General features: G+C 73.4%; 16 protein-coding genes. 7 read left to right on the forward strand and 9 right to left on the reverse strand.

Annotated elements, in window-relative coordinates; all coding sequences use genetic code 11:
- Positions 1-2 precede the first annotated feature (2 nt).
- The gene (locus tag WMF33_RS15455) at positions 3-833 is read left to right on the forward strand and encodes a CheR family methyltransferase (protein WP_437337842.1); all 831 of its coding nucleotides are present in this window, start codon (positions 3-5) and stop codon (positions 831-833) included.
- Positions 830-1864, forward strand: coding sequence for a chemotaxis-specific protein-glutamate methyltransferase CheB (gene cheB / locus WMF33_RS15460; protein ID WP_437337843.1), 1035 nt, complete (start codon positions 830-832; stop codon positions 1862-1864). Before WMF33_RS15455 ends, cheB begins: the two co-directional genes overlap by 4 nt.
- Positions 1865-1882: 18 nt before the next feature.
- Here cheB and WMF33_RS15465 read toward each other — a convergent pair whose 3' ends face one another.
- Both WMF33_RS15465 and WMF33_RS15470 read right to left on the reverse strand, forming a co-directional pair.
- Positions 1883-3106 carry a putative sensor domain DACNV-containing protein gene (locus WMF33_RS15465; RefSeq protein WP_437337844.1) on the reverse strand — a complete coding sequence of 408 codons (1224 nt, stop codon included), beginning with the start codon at positions 3104-3106 and terminating at the stop codon, positions 1883-1885.
- 118 nt (positions 3107-3224) lie between these two features.
- Positions 3225-4148 carry a Ku protein gene (locus WMF33_RS15470; protein ID WP_437337845.1) on the reverse strand — a complete coding sequence of 308 codons (924 nt, stop codon included), beginning with the start codon at positions 4146-4148 and terminating at the stop codon, positions 3225-3227.
- A 231-nt stretch (positions 4149-4379) separates the two neighbouring features.
- On the opposite strand from WMF33_RS15470, the gene WMF33_RS15475 reads away from it, so the two are divergent.
- Positions 4380-4979, forward strand: coding sequence for a cysteine hydrolase family protein (locus tag WMF33_RS15475; RefSeq protein WP_020735132.1), 600 nt, complete (start codon positions 4380-4382; stop codon positions 4977-4979).
- Positions 4980-5047: 68 nt separating this feature from the next.
- Here WMF33_RS15475 and WMF33_RS15480 read toward each other — a convergent pair whose 3' ends face one another.
- The 3 genes from WMF33_RS15480 to WMF33_RS15490 all read right to left on the reverse strand — a co-directional run bounded on the left by WMF33_RS15480 (position 5048) and on the right by WMF33_RS15490 (position 11719).
- Positions 5048-5593: a hypothetical protein gene (locus WMF33_RS15480; protein ID WP_020735133.1), complete on the reverse strand. Its 546-nt coding sequence runs from the start codon at positions 5591-5593 to the stop codon at positions 5048-5050.
- A 30-nt stretch (positions 5594-5623) separates the two neighbouring features.
- Positions 5624-6088, reverse strand: coding sequence for a BON domain-containing protein (locus tag WMF33_RS15485; protein ID WP_437337846.1), 465 nt, complete (start codon positions 6086-6088; stop codon positions 5624-5626).
- A gap of 294 nt (positions 6089-6382) precedes the next feature.
- On the reverse strand, positions 6383-11719 hold the full coding sequence (locus WMF33_RS15490) for a sigma 54-interacting transcriptional regulator (protein ID WP_437337847.1): 5337 nt from the start codon (positions 11717-11719) through the stop codon (positions 6383-6385).
- A 137-nt stretch (positions 11720-11856) separates the two neighbouring features.
- Between WMF33_RS15490 and WMF33_RS15495 the strand changes: the two genes are divergently transcribed.
- The 3 genes from WMF33_RS15495 (at position 11857) to WMF33_RS15505 (ending at position 15205) form a co-directional block, all read left to right on the forward strand.
- Positions 11857-12570 (forward strand): hypothetical protein, encoded by a 714-nt coding sequence (locus tag WMF33_RS15495; RefSeq protein ID WP_437337848.1) that lies wholly within the window; start codon positions 11857-11859, stop codon positions 12568-12570.
- A 134-nt stretch (positions 12571-12704) separates the two neighbouring features.
- A complete protein-coding gene (locus WMF33_RS15500) occupies positions 12705-13814 on the forward strand; it encodes a Kazal-type serine protease inhibitor family protein (protein WP_437337849.1) in 1110 nt (369 codons plus the stop codon).
- A gap of 185 nt (positions 13815-13999) precedes the next feature.
- Entirely contained in the window at positions 14000-15205 is a 1206-nt protein-coding gene (locus WMF33_RS15505) for an MFS transporter (RefSeq protein WP_437337850.1), read from the forward strand.
- Positions 15206-15254: 49 nt separating this feature from the next.
- Here the strand turns inward: WMF33_RS15505 and WMF33_RS15510 are convergent, their stop codons facing one another.
- The gene (locus WMF33_RS15510) at positions 15255-16601 is read right to left on the reverse strand and encodes a hypothetical protein (protein ID WP_437337851.1); all 1347 of its coding nucleotides are present in this window, start codon (positions 16599-16601) and stop codon (positions 15255-15257) included.
- Between the two features lie 90 nt (positions 16602-16691).
- Here WMF33_RS15510 and WMF33_RS15515 point away from each other — a divergent pair, with 90 nt between their 5' ends.
- Positions 16692-17687, forward strand: a complete 996-nt coding sequence (locus WMF33_RS15515; protein WP_437337852.1) for a TetR/AcrR family transcriptional regulator — start codon at positions 16692-16694, stop codon at positions 17685-17687.
- A gap of 59 nt (positions 17688-17746) precedes the next feature.
- Here WMF33_RS15515 and WMF33_RS15520 read toward each other — a convergent pair whose 3' ends face one another.
- The 3 genes from WMF33_RS15520 to WMF33_RS15530 all read right to left on the reverse strand — a co-directional run bounded on the left by WMF33_RS15520 (position 17747) and on the right by WMF33_RS15530 (position 20558).
- The gene (locus WMF33_RS15520; RefSeq protein ID WP_437337853.1) at positions 17747-18700 is read right to left on the reverse strand and encodes a class I SAM-dependent methyltransferase; all 954 of its coding nucleotides are present in this window, start codon (positions 18698-18700) and stop codon (positions 17747-17749) included.
- Between the two features lie 68 nt (positions 18701-18768).
- Positions 18769-20013 carry a winged helix DNA-binding domain-containing protein gene (locus WMF33_RS15525; protein ID WP_437337854.1) on the reverse strand — a complete coding sequence of 415 codons (1245 nt, stop codon included), beginning with the start codon at positions 20011-20013 and terminating at the stop codon, positions 18769-18771.
- An 86-nt stretch (positions 20014-20099) separates the two neighbouring features.
- Complete coding sequence (locus WMF33_RS15530) at positions 20100-20558, reverse strand: hypothetical protein (RefSeq protein WP_437337855.1); 459 nt, start codon at positions 20556-20558, stop codon at positions 20100-20102.
- Positions 20559-20768: the final 210 nt, after the last annotated feature.

Below are 20768 nucleotides of genomic sequence, written 5' to 3' on the forward strand. Positions count from 1 at the left end.
GTATGACGAGCCGCCTCCCCATCTCGCCGCAGGTCTTCGCGATCTTCACCGCGCTCATCGCCGAGAAGATCGGCATCCACTACGACGCGGGCGATCGCGAGCTGCTCGGCGACAAGGTCTCGGTGCGCGCGATCGACGCCGGCTTCGACTCGCTGCTCGATTACTATTACTTCCTCCGGTACGACCCCGCGGGCGCGGCCGAGCTGGACGCGCTGATCGACGTGCTGGTCGTCGGCGAGACGTACTTCTTCCGCGAGCTCGCGCAGCTCGAGGTCGCGGTCGCGGAGCTCGTCGCGCCGCGCGTCGCGGCGGGGGAGCGGCTGCGGATCTGGTCGGCGGCCTGCTCGACCGGAGAGGAGCCGTTCACGATCGCGATGCTCCTCGCCGAGCGGGGCCTGCTCGGCAAGGTCGACCTCGTCGCGAGCGACATCAGCGCGCGGGCGCTCTCGCGCGCCCGGGCCGGGGTGTACGGGCCGCGCTCGATCCGGAGCAACGCCCCGCCGCCCCCCTTCGCCACCCGGTGGCTGGAGGTGACGCCCGACCGGGTCGCCGTGAGCGCCGAGCTGAAGGGGGCGATCGACTGGCGGCGGATCAACCTGCTCGAGGCGTCCGACGTCACGTCGCTCGGGCGTTTCGACGTCATCGTCTGCCGCAACGTGCTCATCTACTTCCACGACAACACGGCGCGGTGGGTGGTCGCGAACCTCTCGGGGGCGCTCGCCGCGGACGGGGCCCTCCTGGTCGGGATCTCCGAGTCGCTGCTGCGGCTTGGCACCGCGCTCGCCTGCGAGGAGCGGGGTGGCGTGTTTCTCTACCGGAAGACCGCGCGATGAAGAACCCGGCTGTCCGCGTGCTCGTGGTCGACGACTCCGCCTTCGTGCGCAAGGTCCTGCGGCAGGTCCTCGGCGCGAACGCCGCGATCGAGGTCGTCGACACGGCCATGGACGGCCTGGACGCGCTGGAGAAGATCGAGCGTTACAAGCCCGATGTGGTCACGCTCGACCTCGTGATGCCGAACCTCGACGGCATCGGCGTGCTCGCGTCGCTGCCGCGCGAGGGCGCCCCGCGGGTCGTCGTGGTGAGCAACTCCGAGGCGGACAGCGAGCTCGGCGTCAAGGCGCTCCAGCAGGGCGCGGTGGATCTCGTCGAGAAGCCGACGTCGCTCGCGACCGATCGCCTCTTCGAGCTCTCGGACGAGCTGGTCCGCAAGGTGCTCGCCGCGGCCGAGGCGCGGGTCCGCCGTGAAGTCCCGCGCCCGCAGCCGCCGCCCGTGCCCGGCGCGATCCCCGCGCTGCCGCGCGCGCGCCTCGTCGTGATCGGCACGTCCACCGGCGGCCCCCAGGCGCTGACGCGGCTCTTCGCGGCGATGCCCGGCGATTTCCCGGTCCCCATCGTCGTGGCGCTGCACATCCCCGCCGGGTACACGGAGTCCCTGTCGCGCCGCCTGAACGACGCGAGCGCCCTCTCGATCGTCGAGGCGTCGGACGATCTCCAGCTCCGGCCCGGGCTCGCGGTCATCGCGCGCGGCGGGGCGCACCTCGAGGTCCGGCGGCACCGGGACCGCGCCAGCGTCCGCTTCGCGGAGGCGTCCAGGGCGTCGCTGTACTGCCCGTCGGTCGATCTGCTCTTCTCGAGCGCCGCCGCCGAGTTCGGGGCGGGCGTGCTCGGGGTCGTGCTGACGGGCATGGGCGACGACGGCCTGGAGGGGTCGCGGGCGATCCACAAGGCCGGCGGCAGGATCCTCGCCGAGGCCGAGTCGTCCTGCGTCGTCCACGGCATGCCCCGCCGCGTGCGGGAGGCCGGGCTCGCCGTGGCCGAGGCGCCGATCGACGAGATGGCCGCGGCCATCGTGCGGCACCTCTGACGTCGGGCGGCCGGCCCGTCACAGCGGCCAGTAAACGACCTTTCCCTCGATCTCCTGGAACGTGGCCGCGTTGCCGTCCTGGGAGACGATGAACGCGATCCGCTCCGGGTACCCCGCCACGAACGCCGCGGCCGCGCGGTGGCGGGTGCCGCGCGCGTCGAGGCTCAGGCTCACGTCCATCCGCTGGTCGGGGGTCGCGGCGTACACCTCGGAGATGATCGACCGCGGCGGGGGCAGCTTCGCGCCGAACGCGAGCACGTCGAGGCCGTGGTCCATCACCACCGCGCCATCGACGGTCGTCAGCCGGACGATGAGGTCGAGCAGCCGGTTGAGGCGCTCGGAGCTCTTGAACCGGTGGTCCGGGCCGCGCGCCGCCCCGTCCGCCGCGGGCTTCTTCCCGTCCACCTGCCGCGGCTCGCTCGGCGGCTGGCTCTCGCGCGCGGCGGAGACGGAGAGCTCGAGGATGGCCGAGCCGAGGCACAGGGCGGGATCCAGCCGCTTGACCTCGGTGTCGAACGGATTGCCCTCCTCGCCGAACAGCTGCGGCAGGCCCTCGCCCGGCCCGAGCACGACGAGCAGCCCGCCGCGCCCGAGCTCGACCATCCCTTCCACGATGCGCAGGAGATACTTGCTCACGCGGCGGCCGTGCGGACTCGCGAGGTCCCGGAGGACGGTCCGCTCGATCGAGTCGAGCTGCGGTCGGTTCTTCGGCATCCACGTCCGCACCGCGCCGCGCTCGTAGCGGACGATCTCCCACTCGCCGCGGTACACGGCCACGACGCCGGGCTTCGGGACCACCACGCGCACGAGCTGATCGAGCTCGAAGGAGCGCCGGCTATGCGGCGTCGCGATGCCGGCGATCACGAGCGACCCATCGAGCGGCACCACCGACAGGAAGGAGCGCGGCCACGCGCACGCCGAGGCGAGGTTGGCGACGTGCTCCACGTCGAACGCCACGGCGGCGCCGAACCGCACGAGATCCCACGCGGGCTCGTCGAGCTCGAGATCGCCGAGGCTCCCGGCGAACACGACGCCGACCGGGTTGAGCCGCCCCTCCTCGGTCGCCATGGAGGCGAAGAACATCGTCTCGATCAGCTCGGTGAGGACGGCGGCGAAGGGCGGCGGCGCCGCCGCGCCCGGTTCGACCCTGCCCCTGCACGAGAGCGTTTGCGCCGTGAGCTGTGGCTGCTCCTGCAGATCGAGAAATGCGGCCGTGACATCCGCAGGATACTTGAGGCGCATGAGCTCGGTATACCATCCTGCGCCGTCGACGGTCAGGCCGACGGCTGCATGCGGGCTCGGCCCGCCGCCGCGGCGCTGAGCGCCGCGGCGGCGTGCGGTCCGGCCGCGTCGCGCGGCGTCACGCGGCCCGGCGAGAGCCGCTCGCCTTTCGCTTCGACGTCTCCGCCTTTCGCGGCTTCGCGCGGGCGCTCTCCCGTTTGTCGTCGCTCGCGTCGTTGGCGACCTTCGCGCCCTTCTGGCCGAGGCTCTTCTTGAGCAGCGCGATGAGGTCGACCGTGCCGGTGTCGCGGGGCTTCTCCTCCTCCTCCGGCTCCGCGGGCGTCGTGGTCTGACCGGATTTCACCTTCTTCTCGATCATCTTCATCACGTCGTCGCGGTACTCGTCCTTGTATTTTTCCGGCTTCCACTCGGTGGCCATCTCGGCCACGAGCCGCTCGGCCATCTCGAGCTCCCGCTTGCCGAGCCCCTTTGCGTCGACATCCATCTCGGGCAGGTCGAGCTCTTCATCGGACCGGAGCTCGTGCGCGAACCGCAGCAGGTTCAGCACGAGCGCGCGGCCGTGCGGCCGCACCGCGGCGATGTGCTCGCGCGTCCGGATCACGACCTTCGCGATCCCGACCTTCCCCGTCTTCCGCAGCGCCTCGCGCAGGAGCACGTACGCCGTCACCGACGACTTCTTCTTGCTGTTCGTCGACGCGGGGGCGAGATAGTACGGCTTCTCGTAGTACATCGGGTCGATCTCCGAGGCGTCGACGAAGTCGAGGATGTCCACGGTCTGCGTCGCCTCCACGTTCGCGCGGCGCAGGTCCTCGTCGGACATGACCACATACTCGCCCTTCTCGTAGGGATAGCCGCGGACGATATCGTCCCAGCTCACCGGCTCGCCCGTCTCCCGGTTCACGCGCTCGTAGCGGATCGGCGTCATGTTGCGCCGGTCGAGCTGCGTGAAGTGGAGCTCGTTGGGCTCCTCCGCGGGGTAGAGGGCGACCGGGATCTGCACGAGCCCGAAGCTGATACTCCCTTTCCAGATGCTGCGAGGCATGCGCTCTCCTTCGACCCAAGAGGTCCGTTTCAGGTCCGTGTCGAGAGGCAATGCAAGCCAGCGGCCGACGGCGCGATCCCGGAGGTCCCGCGCGCCGCGCCCGTCCTGGCCGCTCCCGGCCCGCCGCGCCGCGGCGCCGCCGCGGCCGGCGTCGCGTTTCGCCACAGCGGGCTGAGCGAGCGGCGATTGCTGCCCCGCTGGCCGTGGCCCGCTGTATAACCCGCGGTCTCTATGCCGCGGCGGACCCACGACCTCCACGGAGCTGCGCCGGACAACAGCCGGACCGCGCTCCTCCTCATCGACGTCATCAACGACCTGGAGTTCCCGGAAGGCGACCAGCTGCTCGCCCACGCCCTCCCGATGGCGCACCGCATCCGGGCGTTGAAGCAGCGGTGTCGCGACGCGGGCATCCCCGCGGTCTACGTGAACGACAACTTCGGCCGCTGGCAGTCCAACTTCCACCGGCAGATCGAGCACTGCCTGGAGGAGGGCGTCCGCGGTCGGGAGATCGCGGCGCTGCTGCGGCCCGGAGAGGAGGATTATTTCGTGCTCAAGCCCAAGCACTCGGGCTTTTACGGCACCACGCTCGAGATCCTGCTCGAGTCCCTCGGCGTGCAGACGCTGATCCTCACCGGCATGGCGGGGAACATCTGCGTCCTGTTCACGGCGAACGACGCGTACATGCGCGATTACCGGCTGCTCGTCCCGTCGGACTGCTTGGCGTCGGAGAGCGAGGAAGACAACCGCTACGCGCTCCACCAGATGCAGCGCTTCCTCAAGGCCGACATCGCGCCGTCCGACGAGGTCGACCTCGAGCGGCTGCCCGCCTGACGCCTCTGGGGGGGCCGGGCGTCGGACGGGCAGCTGCCGAGGTCAGGTGTTCCGCAGGCGCGTTACGCTCAGGCGACGGCCCGCTGCTTCGACGAGAGGCCCTCTTCGGTGAGGACCGCGATGTCGGTCGCGCCGCCGCGCTCCAGGACCTGCTTGGCGAGCGTCCGCTCGTTGCTGTTCTCGACGTGGACGGAGATCAGGATGTTGCCGCCCTTGATCTTGCCCTCGTACTGCTTGGCCTCGACCTCGGGGATGCCGAGCCCGATGAGGGCGCCGGTCACGCCGCCGACCGCCGCGCCCGCCGCGGCGCCGCTCAGCGCGGCCATGATCGGGCCGGCCGCGATGAAGGGCCCGAGGCCGGGGATGGCGAGCGCGCCGATGCCGGCGAGCAGGCCGATGGTCCCACCGATCGCGCCGCCGGCGCTGGCGCCCGCGGTCGCGCCCTCGGGCGCCTTCGTGTTCTTCTCGTGCGCGAAGTCCCGCGTGCCGTGCTTGTCGGGGAAGAGCGCCGAGATATCGCTGGTCATGAAGCCGGCGCGCTGTAGCTCGCCGACGATGATGTCTGCCTGAGCGAGCGTGCTCACGAGGCCCAGGACCGCTTTCTTCGTTGCCATGATGTCTTCCTTTCAGCCTTTCAGACTGGTTCAGTCAACGTCAACTTCGAGCTGGTTGTCGACCCGCTGGACGCCCGGGGTTCCCTTGGCGACCGCCTCGATGTCGGCCTTTTCCTTGTCGCTCTTCACCGGGCCGCGCAGCGTGACGACCTGCCCGTTCGTGATGATCTTGACGTTCTTGGCGTTCATCGACAGCGTGTCGTTCGCCACCACCGCCTGGCGGATCTTCTGCGTGATCGTGCGATCGGTCTCGTTCTCGCCCTGATCCCCGGGGGTCAGCGCGGCGGGATCGCGATCGCGATCGTTCTTGTCCGTGTTGTCGGCGGCCGCGGGCGTGGGGTTGTTCGCCCTCTGGGCGACCTCGCCCGGCACCGTCGCGGTGTTGTTGTCCGAACGCGTCGTGCCTTCTGCTCTGTCGCAGCCAACCGCGGCCGCGACGGAGAGAGACATCAGCAGAAAGAGTTTCGCTGTGTTCATGCCCGGACCACGTCGCAAGGCTCGGGCCACCTCGGGCCGAGAGCGCCTGTCGGTCCACGGCTGTGGTCGGGGCGGAACATGGACGCCGCTACCCCTGAACATGAGTTGTCTTTTTTCTGCGCCGCATCGTGGGCGGCTCGCTCGCGCGACGCGGAGCGCCTAGCGAGCTCATGACTGGCAAAGGCCGGAGTGCCTCAGGTGGGGCGAACTGCCCCGTGCCGGCCGCGTCGAATTCAGGAGAATTTGCCTTCTCGGACGAAACCGACCCGCGCGAGGTTGCCTGTGGCGGATAGGGCGTGTGGGCGGAGGTGGTCAGTCGCCGCGGGCGCTCGTCGGGCCGCTGTTCGGGGGCTCTGCCGAGCGCTCGGTCGAGCGTTCTGCCGGAGGCCCTGCCGGTCGCTGGATTCCGAGCCGCCGCAGCTTCCGGTAGAACGTCGCCCTCGACATGCCCGCGTCGCGCGCGGCCTGCAGCGCGTTCCAGCCGGTGCGCTCGAGGGCGGCGAGCAGCGCGGCGCGCTCGTCGGGGAGGGCGCGGGGCGCGCCGCGGCCGCCGCCCTCGCGCGCGCGCGGGAGGTCCACGTCGTCGGGGCCGATCCTGCGGCCGTCGCAGAGCACGACGGCCTTCGTGATCACGTTCTCCAGCTCGCGCACGTTGCCGGGCCAGCCGTGCTGGCTGAGCCGCCGCAGCGCTTCGCGGGAGAGCTGCGGCGCCGGGCGGCCGAGCTGCTCCGCGGCGCGGCGCACGAAGTGGAGCGCGAGCTCCGGCAGGTCCTCCAGCCGGTCGCGCAGCGGCGGCAGCCGGATCTGCACCACCGCGACGCGGTAGTAGAGGTCCTCTCGGAAGCGCCCGCGCGCGGTCTCGGCGAGCAGATCGCGGTTCGTCGCGCAGACGAGGCGGAAGTCCACGCGCACGGCCTCGGCGCTGCCGACGGGGCGGACCTCGCGCTCCTGGAGCACCCGGAGCAGCTTCGCCTGCACCTCGAGCGGCATCTCCCCGAGCTCGTCGAGGAACAGCGTCCCGCCGCGCGCCGCGACCACGAGGCCGGTCCGGTCCCGGTCGGCCCCCGTGAACGCGCCGCGGACGTGGCCGAAGAGCTCCGACTCGAGCAGCGCGGCGGGGAGCGCGGCGCAGTTGATCCCCATGAACGGGCCGCTCTTGCGCGGGCCGGCGAAGTGGATGGCGCGCGCGACGAGCTCCTTGCCGGTGCCGCTCTCGCCGGTTACGAGCACGCTGACCGGTGTGTCGACCACGCGATCGAGCGTCGCGAACACCGCGCGGAGGGCGGGGCCGCGCCCCACGATGGCGCCGTAGTCGTAGCGGTGCTCCAGGGCCTGCTGGCGGACGAGCACCTCCTCTTGCAGCCGGTCGATCTCGGCGGCCTGTCCGCGCAGGAGCTCCTCGACGCGGCGCCGCTCGGCCTCGAGCTCCACGGTGCGGCGGCGCAGGTCGTCGACGAGCCGCGCGTTGCGCAGCGCGAGCGCGACCTGGTCGGCGAAGGCGAGGAGCAGGTCGACGTCGTCGGGGGCGAAGCGGGCGCGCCGGAAGCGGTTGTCGAGGTAGAGCGCGCCGAGCACGCCGTCCGGCGAGCGGATCGGCACGGCGATCACGGAGCGGAGCCGCATGGCGTGCACCGACGCGTGCTCGCGGAACCGCGGATCGTCCTGGGCGTCCACGGTGACGACGGGCTCCTGCGCCGCGATGGCGCGCTCGGCGATGCTGTAGCTGAACTTGAGGTGGCTCCTGCCGACCTTCTCGCGGTCGACGTTGCGCGCGACGGCCACGCGCAGCTCGCCGCCGGGCTGCTCGAGCAGCACGAAGCCGCGTTCTGCGGCCGTGAGGTCGATCGCGGCGTCCATGGCCATGGCGAGGATGTCGGCGATCTCGACGGAGGAGTTGAGCTTGCGGAACATCGCGAGGAGCCGCTCGAGCTTGGCGGCGCGCTCGGTGGCGGGCTGCGCCTCGGGGCCGGCGGCCGCTCCGGGCGGCGCTGCGGCGTTGGCCGGGGCGGGCCGAGCGGCGCGGCGGCGGGGGTGCGTCCAGAAGGCGTGCTGGAGGGCTTCTGGCAGCGAGCGCGCCATGGCGGTCCAGGCGGCGGTGGCGCGCTGCCGCTGGGCGGCCGCGGCGTCGGGCTCGCCGGCGAGCTCGGCGGCGTCGGCGAGCGCCAGGCGGACGTCGGCGATGAGGTCGGGCTGGGCTGCCCGCTCGGCGAGGCCGAGGGCGCGCTCGAGGAGCTCCCGGGCCGCGGCGAGGTCCTGACCCAGGTTGGGCCGACCGGGGTTGAGGGCGGGCTGACCCAGGTTGGGCAGGGCAGGCTGACCGGGGTTGGGCTGACCGGGGTTGGGCTGACCGGGGTTGGGCTGACCGGGGTTGGGCTGACCGGGGTTGAGGGCGGGCTGACCCAGGTTGGGCAGGGCAGGCTGACCGGGGTTGGGCTGACCGGGGTTGAGGGCGGGCTGACCCAGGTTGGGCAGGGCAGGCTGACCGAGGTTGGGCTGACCGGGGTTGGGCCGACCGGGGTTGAGGGCGGGCTGACCCAGGTTGGGCCGACCGGGGTTGGGCCGACCGGGGTTGAGCCCGCCCTCACCCAGATTGGGCTCCCCCAGCTCGTCCCCCGCCTGACCCAGGTTGCCGTCCCCCCCACCGCCGTCCCCATCGAGCAACGCCAGCCGCCCCTCCAGCAGCGCCGCCCGCGCCCCCAGGTCCGGCGCCTCCCGCACCGCCGCGTGCTCGCGCGCCCGCGCCAGCGCCGCCCGCGCGTCGCCCAGCGCCCCGCGCGCAAGGTGCGCCCGGCACAGCTCCAGCTCCTCCTCCACCACCTCGCGCTGCGCGCCCTGCGCCTCGAACCCCCGCCTCGACCGCTCGAAGCAGCGCGCCGCCTCCTCGGCGTCGCCGGCCGCGAGCGCGCAATCCCCGAGCACCGACGCCGCGGCCGCCGCGAAGAACGGCGCCCCCCGCCGCGCCGCCTCCGCCTCCACCCGCGACGCCACGCGCCCGGCCCGCTCGAACGCCCCCACGTCCGCCCAGAGCTTCGCCAGATCGAAATCGAGCACCAGCACCAGGTCCGCCTGCCCCAGCGCCGAGGCGAGCCGCGCCCCGCGCTCGTACGCGGCGAGCGCCTCCCCCAGCTCGCCCGACTGGTGGCACGCCGTACCCACGTTGAGGCTGCAGCGCGCCACCAGATCCCCGAGCCCGTGCTCCTCCGCCGTCGCGAGCGCCTGCCGGTAGCCGACGAGCGCCGCCTCGACCTCCCCCGCGCGGAACGCGTCGATCGCCTGGTACGACAGCGCGCGCACCAGCGCCCGCGGCGCGCGCCGGTCCCGGTGCAGCCCGGCCGCCAGCCCGAGGTGCAGCCCCGCGAGCCGCCGCTCCCCGAGGTAGCTCGCCGCCACCCCCACGTCCTCGTGCAGGCTCGCCAGCACCTCCGGCTCGTCGCACCACGGAAGCGCCGGCTCCGCGCGCGCCCGCGCCTCCGCGTGCGACCCGAGCCGCAAGAGCGCCCGGCTCGCGAGATCGGCGAGGCACGCGCGCTCGCGCGGCGCGAACGACGGCGCCTCCCCGGAGGCCTGCTCCGCCTCCTCGAGCCGCGCGAGCGCCGCCGTCGGATCGCCCAGCTCGAGCAAGCACGCGCCGAGCCGCACGAGCGCCTGCCCCCGCCGCGCCCCGAGCGCCGCCGCCTGCCCCTCCGCGAGCAGCTGCTCCAGCACCTCGCGCGCCCGCGCCGCGCGCCCGCCCCGCTGGAGCGTCGACGCGATCTCGAGCCGCGTCTCCGCCGCCGTCGCCGCCTCGAGCAGCGCCTCGGCCGCCGCGGCCCACGGCCCCGGGTCCGCCTCGCGCTCGGCGCGCCGCGCCAGGAACACGCGCTCGGCCGCCGCCGTGTCGCCCGACAGCGCGAGGTGCAGCGCCTGCTGCTCGACCCGCGCCGGGAACGCCGCCGCCGCCCGCGCGTGCGCCGCGCGGACCGCCTCGCCGCCGAGCGCCGCCAGGAGCGCCGCGATCGGCCCCGCCCGCGTCAGCGTCCAGCCCCCCGCCGCGCGGGCCGCGACGCCGCGCGCGGCGAGCTCGGCGAGGTGCGCGACCGGCAGCCCGAGCGACGGCAGCGCCTCGTCCGCCGCCGCGCCGCCCAGCACGGCCAGCGTCGCCACCGCGTCGCGCAGCGGCCGCGCGAGCCCCCGCAGCCGCAGCGCGTAGCGCGCGCTCGCCCCCGGCGTCGTCGCGTCGAGCCCCCCGATGTCCCCGCTCTCGGCGAGCCGCCCCGCGGTCACCACCAGATCCGCGGGCCACCCGGCGCTCGCGCGCAGCACCGCCTCGGTCGCGTCGCCCAGCCCGATGGCGTCCATCCAGCGCTGCACCGCCTCGCGCCCGAGCGGCGGCAGCGCGACCTCGCGGACGCTCCGCCCCGCCTCCGCGGCCACGGCGGCGAGCGGCGCCCGGCCCCCGCCGTGCGGGATGCGCTCCGCCGCGAGGAGCAGCACCGGATCGTCGGGGCCCAGCAGCCGCGCCAGCGCCTCGAGCATCTCCCGGTCCGCCCCGCTCACCTCGTCGGCGTCGTCGAGCACCAGCACCAGCGGCTCCGCCCCCGAGCCCGACCGCGCGCGCGTCAGGCGCTCGTGCGCGCGCAGCGCGCCGAGCGCGCCCGCGGGGAGCGCCTCCTCCCCGGTCGCGCGGCCGAGCATCGATCGGACCGAGCCCACCCGCGCCCCGGCCCGCGCGAACCCCTCCACGGCCTCCATCCTGAGCTCCGCGCTCCACTTCGCCTCGCGCAGGAGGCGGCTCTTCCCGCAGCCGGGCTCCCCGGCGATCACGCACAGCCGCGGCCCGCTCTCCCCGCGCTCCAGCGCCGCGAGCGCCTCTGCGACCGCGCCGAGCTCCGCGTCGCGGCCGACCAGGTGGGGCGGCTCCGGCGGCGGCGGGGCCAGGGCGCGCGGCGACGCGCCCACCCAGTCGAGCACCTCGCCCGCGTCGGCCGGGCGGTCGCGCGGTTCGGGCCGCACGAGGCGCTCGGCGAGCGCGGCGATCGCCTCCGGCGGCGGCTCCGCGAGCAGCGGCGCGATCGCGCCGAGGGTGCGGCCGAGCGCGAACAGGTCCGCGCGCCCGTCGGCCGCCTCGCCGCGGATCACCTCGGGCGCCACGTAGCCCTGCGTGCCGGAGATCCCGTCGTCGGACCGCTCGCCGACCCGCGCCGCGCACGACAGATCGATCAGCACCGCGCGCCCCGAGGCGTCGACGAGGATGTTGGCCGGCTTCACGTCCCCGTGCCGGATGCGCGCCCGGTGGAGGAAGCGCAGGGCGTCGAGCACGTCGACGATCGCGGCCCGCACCTCCTCGAAGCGTCGGCCTGTCACGTACGCGTCGAGCGGCGCGCCGAGCACCGCCTCCGACGTGAAGTAGAAGCGCGGCTCGCCGGTCTCCCGGAGCATGCCGAAGTCGTGCACCCGGACGAGGTGAGGGTGGAACAGGCCCGCCAGCATCCTGAACTCGCCGCGGAACGCCGCCCGCTCCGCGCTTCGCGCGCGGCCGAGCAGCTTCAGACAGATGTCGCGCCCGAGCGCCTCGTCGCGCGCGAGCCACGCCGTGGCCAGCCCCCCCCGGCCCAGCGGTCGGATCAGGCGGTAGCGGCGGGCGACGAGGGTCCCTTCGGCTGGGATCATCCGCACAGTGTCTCACGGATGTGCCATCTGAGACAGTGAGACAATCGATGAGACATCCTCGGGCGCGATTTCAAGACGATTTCCGATGTTTTTCCGTCGGCACCACGTTTGCTCTAGGCTCGGGCATGGCGATGCGGATGACAGGCGGACACGGGGACCGGCGGGGCGCGGTCGTCTCGGCGCTCCTCGCGGTGCTCCTCGGCGGCTGTGTCGTGAGCCCGCAGCCGAGCCCGCCGGTTCGCGAGCCTATCCTCGATGGGGGGCTCGTCGGCGTGGTGGACGCGGTCATGCCTTTCGCCGACCAGATCGCGCTCGAAGGGAAGCCGGGCGCGGTCACGCCGGCGGAGGGCGTGATCGTGGTGACGAACCTCGACACGCTCGACGCGCCGGTGGTCGCGGACGTGAACCCCGACGGGAGCTTCATCGCCACCGTGCTCGCCCGGACCGAGCACGTCCTCCGGATGCAGGTGAAGCAGGGCGAGCTCCGGTCGGACCCGGCGGATCTGCGGCTCGCGGGGCCCAGCTCGACCGAGAAGACGCTCGATCACCTGCCGTGCCTCGAGCTCACGCCGGGCGCGTGGGTCACGTTCGAGGCCGACGGCGGCCCCCGCGACGTGGTCGTCCGCAACGGGTGCGCCGAGGACGTGGCCATCGAGGCGCCGCGCCTGCGCCGCGGCGCCGCGCCGTTCCGCGTCAGCCCGGAGGCGCCGTTCGTGGTGCCGCCGGGCGGGTCCACCGTCGTCACCGTGCGCGCGGACGGTGACGGGGACGAGCGCGAGGACGTGCTCTTCCTCGACGTCACGGCGCCCGAGCCCGGGCGCCGCGCGCTGACGCTCACGCTCCCCGACTGATCGGTCGGGGAAGCGACCCACGGATCACGCGCCGCGCTCGCGCGGCGCAAGGGCGCCCTTCCTCGGGAGGGGAGGGGCTCGTGCATGTCTTTCGCCTCGCCGGCGACGGCGAGGCCTTGTGTTGGAGGAACATCATGAACGTTCAGAATCGCATCAAGAGCAGCCGTATCGGTTCCGTTCTCTGGCTCGCGCTGTCGATGATCCCGCTCGCGGTGGGCTGTCAGGTCGAGCTGGGCGGCGACAACACCGGCACCAATTCGGAGGAGGTGTCGGGCGGCGGTCACGGCCGCGCCTGCGGCGGCCTCGCCGGCCTCAGCTGCAAGAAGGGCTACTTCTGCGACTACGAGCTCGAGGCCATGTGCGGCGCGTTCGACATGACGGGCACCTGCGAGCGCATCCCGAAGGCGTGCACGGAGGAGTACAACCCGGTCTGCGGCTGTGACGGCAAGACGTATGGCAACGAGTGCGCCGCGAACTCGGCGGGCGTGTCGGTGGCGTCGCGCGGCGAGTGCGAGCCGCCCCCGGCGCGGGACTGCGGCGGCCTCGCGGGCCTCGCGTGCGAGCCCGGCGAGTTCTGCGACTACGCGCCCGACGCCATGTGCGGCGCGGCCGATCAGACCGGCGTCTGCGCGCCGATCCCGGAGGGGTGCACGAAGGAGTACAACCCGGTCTGCGGCTGCGACGGCAACACCTACGGCAACGCGTGCATGGCGGCCGCGGCGGGCGTGTCGGTGGCGTCGCCCGGCGAGTGCGCGCCTGCTCCGGGAGGGGTGTGCGGCACCCGCGGCGCCGCGGCGTGCGAGCCCGGGTTCTTCTGCGACTTCGCGCCCGAGGCCGCGTGCGGGGCGACCGATCTGCCGGGCGCCTGCGCGCCGATCCCGGAGGCGTGCACGTTCGAGTACAACCCGGTCTGCGGCTGTGACGGCAACACCTACGGCAACGCGTGCGCCGCGAACGCGGCGGGCGTGTCGGTGGCGTCGCGCGGCGAGTGCGCGCCCTCCGAGGTGCAGCACTGCGGCGGCCTCGCCGGCCTCGCGTGCGACCCCGGCGAGTTCTGCAACTACAGCCTGGAGGCCATCTGCGGCGCGGCCGACCAGACGGGCGTCTGCGAGACGATCCCGGAGGCGTGCACGGAGCAGTACGACCCGGTCTGCGGCTGCGACGACAAGACGTACAGCAACGCGTGCTTCGCGCACGCGGCGGGCGTCTCGGTCGCGCTGCGCGGCGAGTGCCCGCGCCGGTGAGCGAGCGCCGCGGGGGCCGGCCGCGCCGCGCCCCCGCGACGCCAGCTCGGTAGGCGATGCGCCCCTTTGGCCTCGGGGCACCCCGGGGGACAGCCCGTGTCCGGCTCATCGGGAGACGCCGGACGGGGTTGTGCGATTGATGGGGGAGGGCACGCGGCGTATGCCTGCGCTGCCCTCCCTTTCCCATGCAGACCTCTTCCTCACCTTCTCGGTCGCTCCGCCGCGGGCTCGTCTGGCTCATGGCGGCGGTCTCCGGCGCCACCGTGGCGAACCTCTATTACAACCAGCCGCTGCTCGGGGACATCGCCCGCGAGCTCGGCGGCGCGGGCGGCTCGCTCGGGCTCGTGCCGACGATGACGCAGGTCGGGTACGCGGCGGGCATGCTCCTCCTCGTGCCGCTCGGCGACAGCCACGAGCGGCGGCGGCTCATCGTGATCATGACGGCGCTGGCGAGCCTCGCGCTGTGCGGCGCCGCCCTCGCGCCGGACCTGCCGTGGCTCATCGCGGCGAGCTTCGCGGTGGGCATCACCAGCGTGGTGCCACAGCTGATCTTGCCGTTCGCGGCGCAGCTCGCGCCGGACGAGCAGCGCGGGCGCGTGGTGGGGATGGTGATGAGCGGCTTGCTCATCGGCATCCTCCTGTCGCGCACCGTGGCCGGCGTCGTCGGCACGCACCTCGGGTGGCGCGCGATGTTCTGGGCGGCGGCGGGGCTCATGATCGCGCTCGGCCCGGTGCTGCGCCTGGCCCTGCCGGCGCAGCCGCCGGCCGCGGCGATGTCGTATCCGGAGCTCCTGCGCTCGCTCGGGCGCCTCGCCCGGAGCGAGCCTGCGCTGCGGCTGCACTCCGCGCTCGGCGCGCTCTCGTTCGGCGCCTTCAGCGCCTTCTGGGCGACGCTCGCGCTCTACCTCCAGAGCATGCCCGAGCGCCACGGCCCGCAGGTCGCGGGCTTCTTCGGCCTCGTCGGCGTGGCCGGCGCCGCCGCCGCGCCGCTCGTGGGCCGGTACGCCGACGTTCGCGGCGATCGCCGGATCAACGCGCTCGCGCTCGGGGTGCTGCTCGCGTCGTTCGGGGTGCTGTGGCTGCTCGGAGGGTGGCTGTGGGGCATCGCGCTCGGCGTTGTGCTGCTCGATCTGGGCGCGCAGGCCAACCAGATCTCGAACCAGGCGCGCGTGTACGCGCTGCGCCCCGAGGCGCGCAGCCGGATGAACACGATCTACATGACCACCTATTTCGTCGGCGGGGCGGCCGGCGCGTGGCTCGGCACCGCCGCCTGGACGCGCTGGGGGTGGCTCGGGGTGTGCGCGGCGGGCGGGGCGATGTCGGCGGCGGCGCTCGGCCTGTTGTGGGCCGGGTCGACGCGGGAGGCGCAGGGCGCGGCGGGCGGGGGCTGAGGGGACGCGCGGCGACCAAGGGGACCGCGGGGAGGCGGCGGTCGCGACGTCAGGGCGTCATCGGCAGCGCGACAAGGATGTTCGCATTGCACATCTCGTTCTGCGTGCCCCACCCGGGCAGCACGGGGTCCTGAGCGTCGCGCGTGTCGAAGGTGCATGTCACCTCGAGCGACGAGCTCGGGTCGAGCAGCGGCGGCGTGCGGTACCAGTACACGTCTTGCCAGTGGACGTCCCAGTCGTCCACGCGCGCGATGCAGCTCTCCTGCGCCCCCGAGGTCACGCGGATATCGAAGGTGCGCCCGCGCTCGTGCATGTGCGGCATCACGCCGAGCACCTCGATCGGGGGCAGCGCCGGGTCGAGCGTGAGCTCCGCCCGCGTCCGCTTCCACGTGTAGGCGGCGTTCTTCTGGCGGGGAGGCAGCGTGTCCGGGCCGTCCGGCTCGAAGAGGCTCGTCATGAAGCCGTCGTCCCCGATGAAGACGGCGCGCCGCTCCACGGTGTCCTCGTATCGGATCCGGAGGCGCGTCGAGTCCTCGGCGGATGCGCCCGCGCGATCATGGAGGTTGTAATGCACCTGGACGACGAAATGGTCCTTCGAGGAGACCGGCGCCCCGGTGCCGTGGGGGAACTCGACGACGTTCTGCCCGGGCGCCCAGGCGAACAGCGGCTGGAACGGCAGCGCGTCGGACGGGCCGCCGAAGCACTCCCAGCCGGGCCGGTCCGGCGAGGCGTCGTCGAGCTCCGTCATCACATCCTGGTTCGTCTTGCCCTCGACGAGCGACGGCTCCGAGGGAGTCACCCGGTAGACCGTGAGGTGATGAACGATGGACCGGACCCCGGGCGTCACCTGATATCCGGTGATGAAGCGGTCGGCGTCGAGGCCCGGGTCGACAGGAAAGCACCGCCACTCGTCGTAGGCCGCGAGGGGATCGGCGGGGTCGACCACGGGGGTGATCGGCGGTGTCATGTAGTCGACGCCGCCCTCGAGCGTGGGCATGGGCGGGGTGGGCGGCGCGCCCGCGCGCTCCCCCTCGGCGCGCGCCCCGGTCGCCCAGCGATGGATGATATCGAGCTCCTCGGCGGTGAGCGTCGCCTCGTCCTTGAAGTCGCCGCACGAGCCGTCGTGCGCCACGAGGAACGGAGGCATATGGCCGCCCTGCACGGCAGCGTCGATCGCGCCCGCGCGCGCCTTTGCCGAGGTGTAGTCGTCGAGGCGGAAGGGCCCGAGCCCGCCCTCCTGATGACACGCGGTGCACTTGGATGCCGTGATCGGCGCGACGTCCTGCCAGAACGTCGGCTCCGGTGCCGGCTCCTCCGCCGCGCACCCGAGCGAAAACGCGAGCGGCACGGCGGCCGCGAGGCCGCGCGCTCGGAAAAGCTGGGTCTTCGATCGCATCGGTCGCCTCTCGTCGTGCTGCTTCATGCGGACCTCCAGAAAACTGTTTATCACGTACACTGTATTGTGTGTGGTATACGCAGTTATTCGATGGCTGTCAAACCCAAGCGGCGACGAAAAACTGCGACCGAGTACAGCGGAGGCGGCGACGCCGTGCGCAGCCTCGAGCTCCTCTGGGGGATCAGGCGGCGGCCGAGCCGGGGGCCCAAGCCCGGCCTGAGCCTCGATCAGATCGTCCGGGCCGCGATCGAGCTCGCCGACGGCGAGGGGCTCTCGGCGCTGTCGATGCAGCGGGTCGCCGCGAAGCTCGGGTTCACCACGATGTCGCTGTACCGGTACGTGCCGAGCAAGGCCGAGCTCCTCGACCTCATGCTGGACACCGCGGTGGGGGAGCCGCCCCTCGTCGACGGCGTCCCCGGGGGGTGGCGGGCCAAGCTCGAGGCGTCGGCGCTCGCGGACTGGGCGCTCTACCACCGGCACCCGTGGTTCTTGCACGTGACGCCGGTGCGCCCCGTGATGGGGCCGAACGGGATGGCGTCGTACGAGGCGGTGCTCCGCGCGGTCGCCGGGATCGGCCTCACCGACCGCGAGATGCTCGCCGCCGTCCACCTCGTCGATAGCTACGTTCGCGGCGCGGGGAGGCTCGCGGTGGACCGGGCCGAGGCCGAGCAGGAGACCGGCGTCACCGACGAGCAGTGGTGGTCCGAGCGCGCGTACTTCTTCGATAAGCTCTTCGACCCGGCCCGCTATCCGACGATGGCGAGGATGATGGGGTCGGGCACGTTCGACGAGCACCCGTTCACGGAGGGGATGTTCCTGTTCGGCCTGCAGCGCGTGCTCGACGGCATCGAGGCGCTCGTCCGGTCGCGCTCCGGCCAGTGTGACGAAAGTCGCGAAACGTCACGGCCCACGGCGCAGGATCGTGACGAAACTCCGGACGAGGCCCCGCGGACGGACGGGGCGCCGACGTGCGCGCAGTGCGGCGGCGCGATCGACCAGCCCGCCACGGGGCGGCCGCGGGCGTACTGCTCGCGGGCTTGCCAGCAGCGCGCTTACCGGGCGCGCAATGCGTCGGATCGGCGGTGATCGCCGCTCGTCCTGCCCGGCCGCCCGAGCGGCTGGAGGCCCGCGCTCGCCCAGCAGCCTCAGCGCGCCGAGAGCAGGAAGGCCGGGGCCCACCAGTAGCGGTGGAGCAGCCGTCGGTCGACGCGCGCGAAGCCGGCCTCGCGCAGCAGCGCGGCCCAGTCGTCGATGGGGTGCTCGAACGTGGTGCGGGTGGCGCCGCGGTCCACGTAGCCGAAGAGCACCGGCATCAGGAACCCCTGGGCGACCGTGTCGCGCTCGGCGCCGGCGTACTCCAGGAGCCCTTCGCGGTAGCGCTCGAGCACGTGCCGCGCGGTGTCCGGGGAGAGCGGCTCATCCATGCGCGGCGCGTCGAACTCGGCGACGAGCAGCCGGTCGCAGCGCGCGCGCGCCCAGCGGAGCAGCGCCGGCCGCTCGGCCGGGGCGATCGCGTGGAGGCAGAACGTCGCCTGCGCCACCGACCAGCGCCGCGGCGCCATGTCCGGGTCTGCGGCGAGATCCTGGAGCCGCCCGCCGAACGCCTCGACGTCGACCCCTCGGCCGGACAGCGCGGCGGTGCATCGCTCGAGCAGCGGCGCCGCCGGCTCGACGACGGTCACCCGCCGCACCGCCGGCGTGAGCGCGGGCAGCAGCGCCAGCCCGTCGCCGGCGCCGATGTCGAGCAGATCGAAGGGCGCCTCCGGGTACTCGCTGGCCAGCGCCGCGCTGGTCTCCCGGTAGAGCGGCACATTGCCGCCGCCGCGGATGAAGGCGGCGAACCCCTCGGCGGACACGTAGACGTTGCGCTTGCCCTCCCGGGCGACCCGCGCGAGGTGCTCCGCGGCCGCGTGGAACAGGATGTCCCCCGGCGAGGCCGCCGCGGCGCGGGCGGCGAAGGCCGCGGCGTCCGCGTAGCGCTCGTCGGAGAACGCCAGCATCGCGAGGTAGCAGAGGTCCTCCGGCGACGGCGCGGCGACGGCGGCGGCCGCTGCGTCGAGCCCGGCGGCGCGATGGCGATCCCAGATCGTGTCCAGCATGATGCTCCTTCCTGCGCGCGAACGCTGCGATCAGCCGAGCTCGGCGAGGCCCACGTGGTGATACGAGATCATCGTCGTCTCTGCTCCTTTGCCACGCTCTTCGCCCGCACTGCTTTCGCCTTCGTGGCGCCATCGCCCTTCGCGCGCGCCGCCGGCGCCTTCGCGGCGCCATTGCCCTTCGCGCGCGCCGCCGGCGCCTTCGCGGCCCCACCCTTGTCGAAGCGCACCTCGAACGCGCCGGCGTCCTCCTCGATGAAGCGGAGGAGCGCCTCCCCCTCCTCGGCGAGCTCCTCGCGCGCCGCCCGGGAGAGGGCTTCGAACGGCTCGATCACGAGCGTTGCCGAGGCCTTCTTCCGCTCGATGCCCCAGGTGCCGGCCACGAAGCCGTCCACGAGGAAGGTCGGCAGGATGCGCAGGTTGGCGGACAGGACGATCCGCGCGCGATGCTCGTCCGCGATGATCCGCGTGCGGTCGTCGTGCGCGAGCAGGACGTTGTCGTAATCGGGGAGAAACCGGGCCGGCGCCGCGGCGTCCGCGGGCGGTCTCGGCGCGTCGGGCAGGTCGAAGAGCTCCCGGCCCCGCTCGTCGCGGAACGTGCAGAGCTGGTCCCCCAGGGATCGAAGAACGTCCTTGATCCCGGTCAGGCCGGACCAGGTCTGCACGTCGGCCGCGGTCGCCGGACCGAACGACGCGAGGTACCGGAGCACGAGCGCGCGAGGCCCGCCGCCCTCGCCGAACGGCGCGCCCAGCCACGACGCCGCCGGGGCGAAATCCGCCGTTCCCGGGTAGGCCCACGCGGTCTCGGCGGGCACCTGGACGACCGGCAGGTGCATGCGGACCGCGAGGGCCATGGCCCGCACGTCGCCCTCGGGGTGGAGCGCGGCCAGGTGGTCGCGCAGCTCGTCCATGGTCCGCGGCTCCTCGTCGAAATACGCGCGCGCCTCGGCGACCAGCCGGGCGACGTCGAGGGCGTCCGCGCGGTCGCGGAGGATCGACCGCACCGCGGCGTGGAGCACCGGCGCGACGACCGGGTGCAGCGCCAGGTAATCCTTCGCGTTCACGAGGTGCAGCGTGCCGCGCAGGAACGGCGCCCGGACCACCTCGCGGCGCCGGATCAGCCGGACCAGCTCCTCGCGCCGGAACCCCTCGATCCGCGACCAGAGCCCGATGAACGGCGGCCGCGCCAGCTGCGCCTGGAGGGCGACCAGCCGCTCGATCCCGCGGACGGGCGCGGTCCGCTCGCGCGACAGCAGCATCTGTCGCGCGAGCGTGGCGCGGTTGAGCTCTCTTCGTGTCAGCGTCGTGGTGGGCATGCAGCCCGGCGAGCTTACCCGAAACGAGGCTCACCCCACACGAGCCGCGAGCGCCTCCGCGTCGAGCCGGGCGCTGCCCCGCGGCCTCACGGCTCGGCCACAGCCATCGGGTGGCAGCTGCTACACGAGAACCCGTCGGGGTGCTTCTCCGGATCGAACACGGGGACCCGGAGCACGTCGGCCATCTCGGGCAGGACCCGCTCGTACATGAAGGTGCCGAACTTCTCGCGCTCCGGGTGCGCCGGGTCCGCGACCCACTCGAAGAACGCCTCCTCGGTGCTGGGGAGCGCGGGGAGTTGCGGGTTCGGCATGGCATAAGTGCCGCCGTTCGCGTCGTCGCCGTGGCACGTCGTGCAGGTCATGGTCTCGTACTTCGCGTCGTACTCCGCGAAGAGGGCCGCCATTCGCGGCAGGACGACGTCGGTCATGTACTCGGTGCGCTCCTCGAAGCTCATGTCCTTCCACGCGACCGGCTCCGGTTCGCCGCCGTCCCCACCGCCGCACGCGGCGACGAACAGGCAAGCGGCCATCGAGATGCGCTTCACGGCCGTGTTGTCCCTGCTCCTCCGGCGACCTGGAGGTGGCGAGCGGTGAGGCAGCGCTGCCCCCGTCTGCGCGTCGCGCATCGCCGGTCCCAAGGTATTCATGGCTCGCATCGTCATGTCTCCTTCTGGCTCAAAGCCGGGCGCCCGGACGGCCCCGACCGGACGGGCGCTGGTTCTACCGTGATGACGAACGAGATGCCGCCCGATCGA

Origin of the sequence: Sorangium sp. So ce394 (assembly GCF_051474665.1) — a bacterium.
Classification (GTDB): domain Bacteria; phylum Myxococcota_A; class Polyangia; order Polyangiales; family Polyangiaceae; genus Sorangium; species Sorangium cellulosum_D.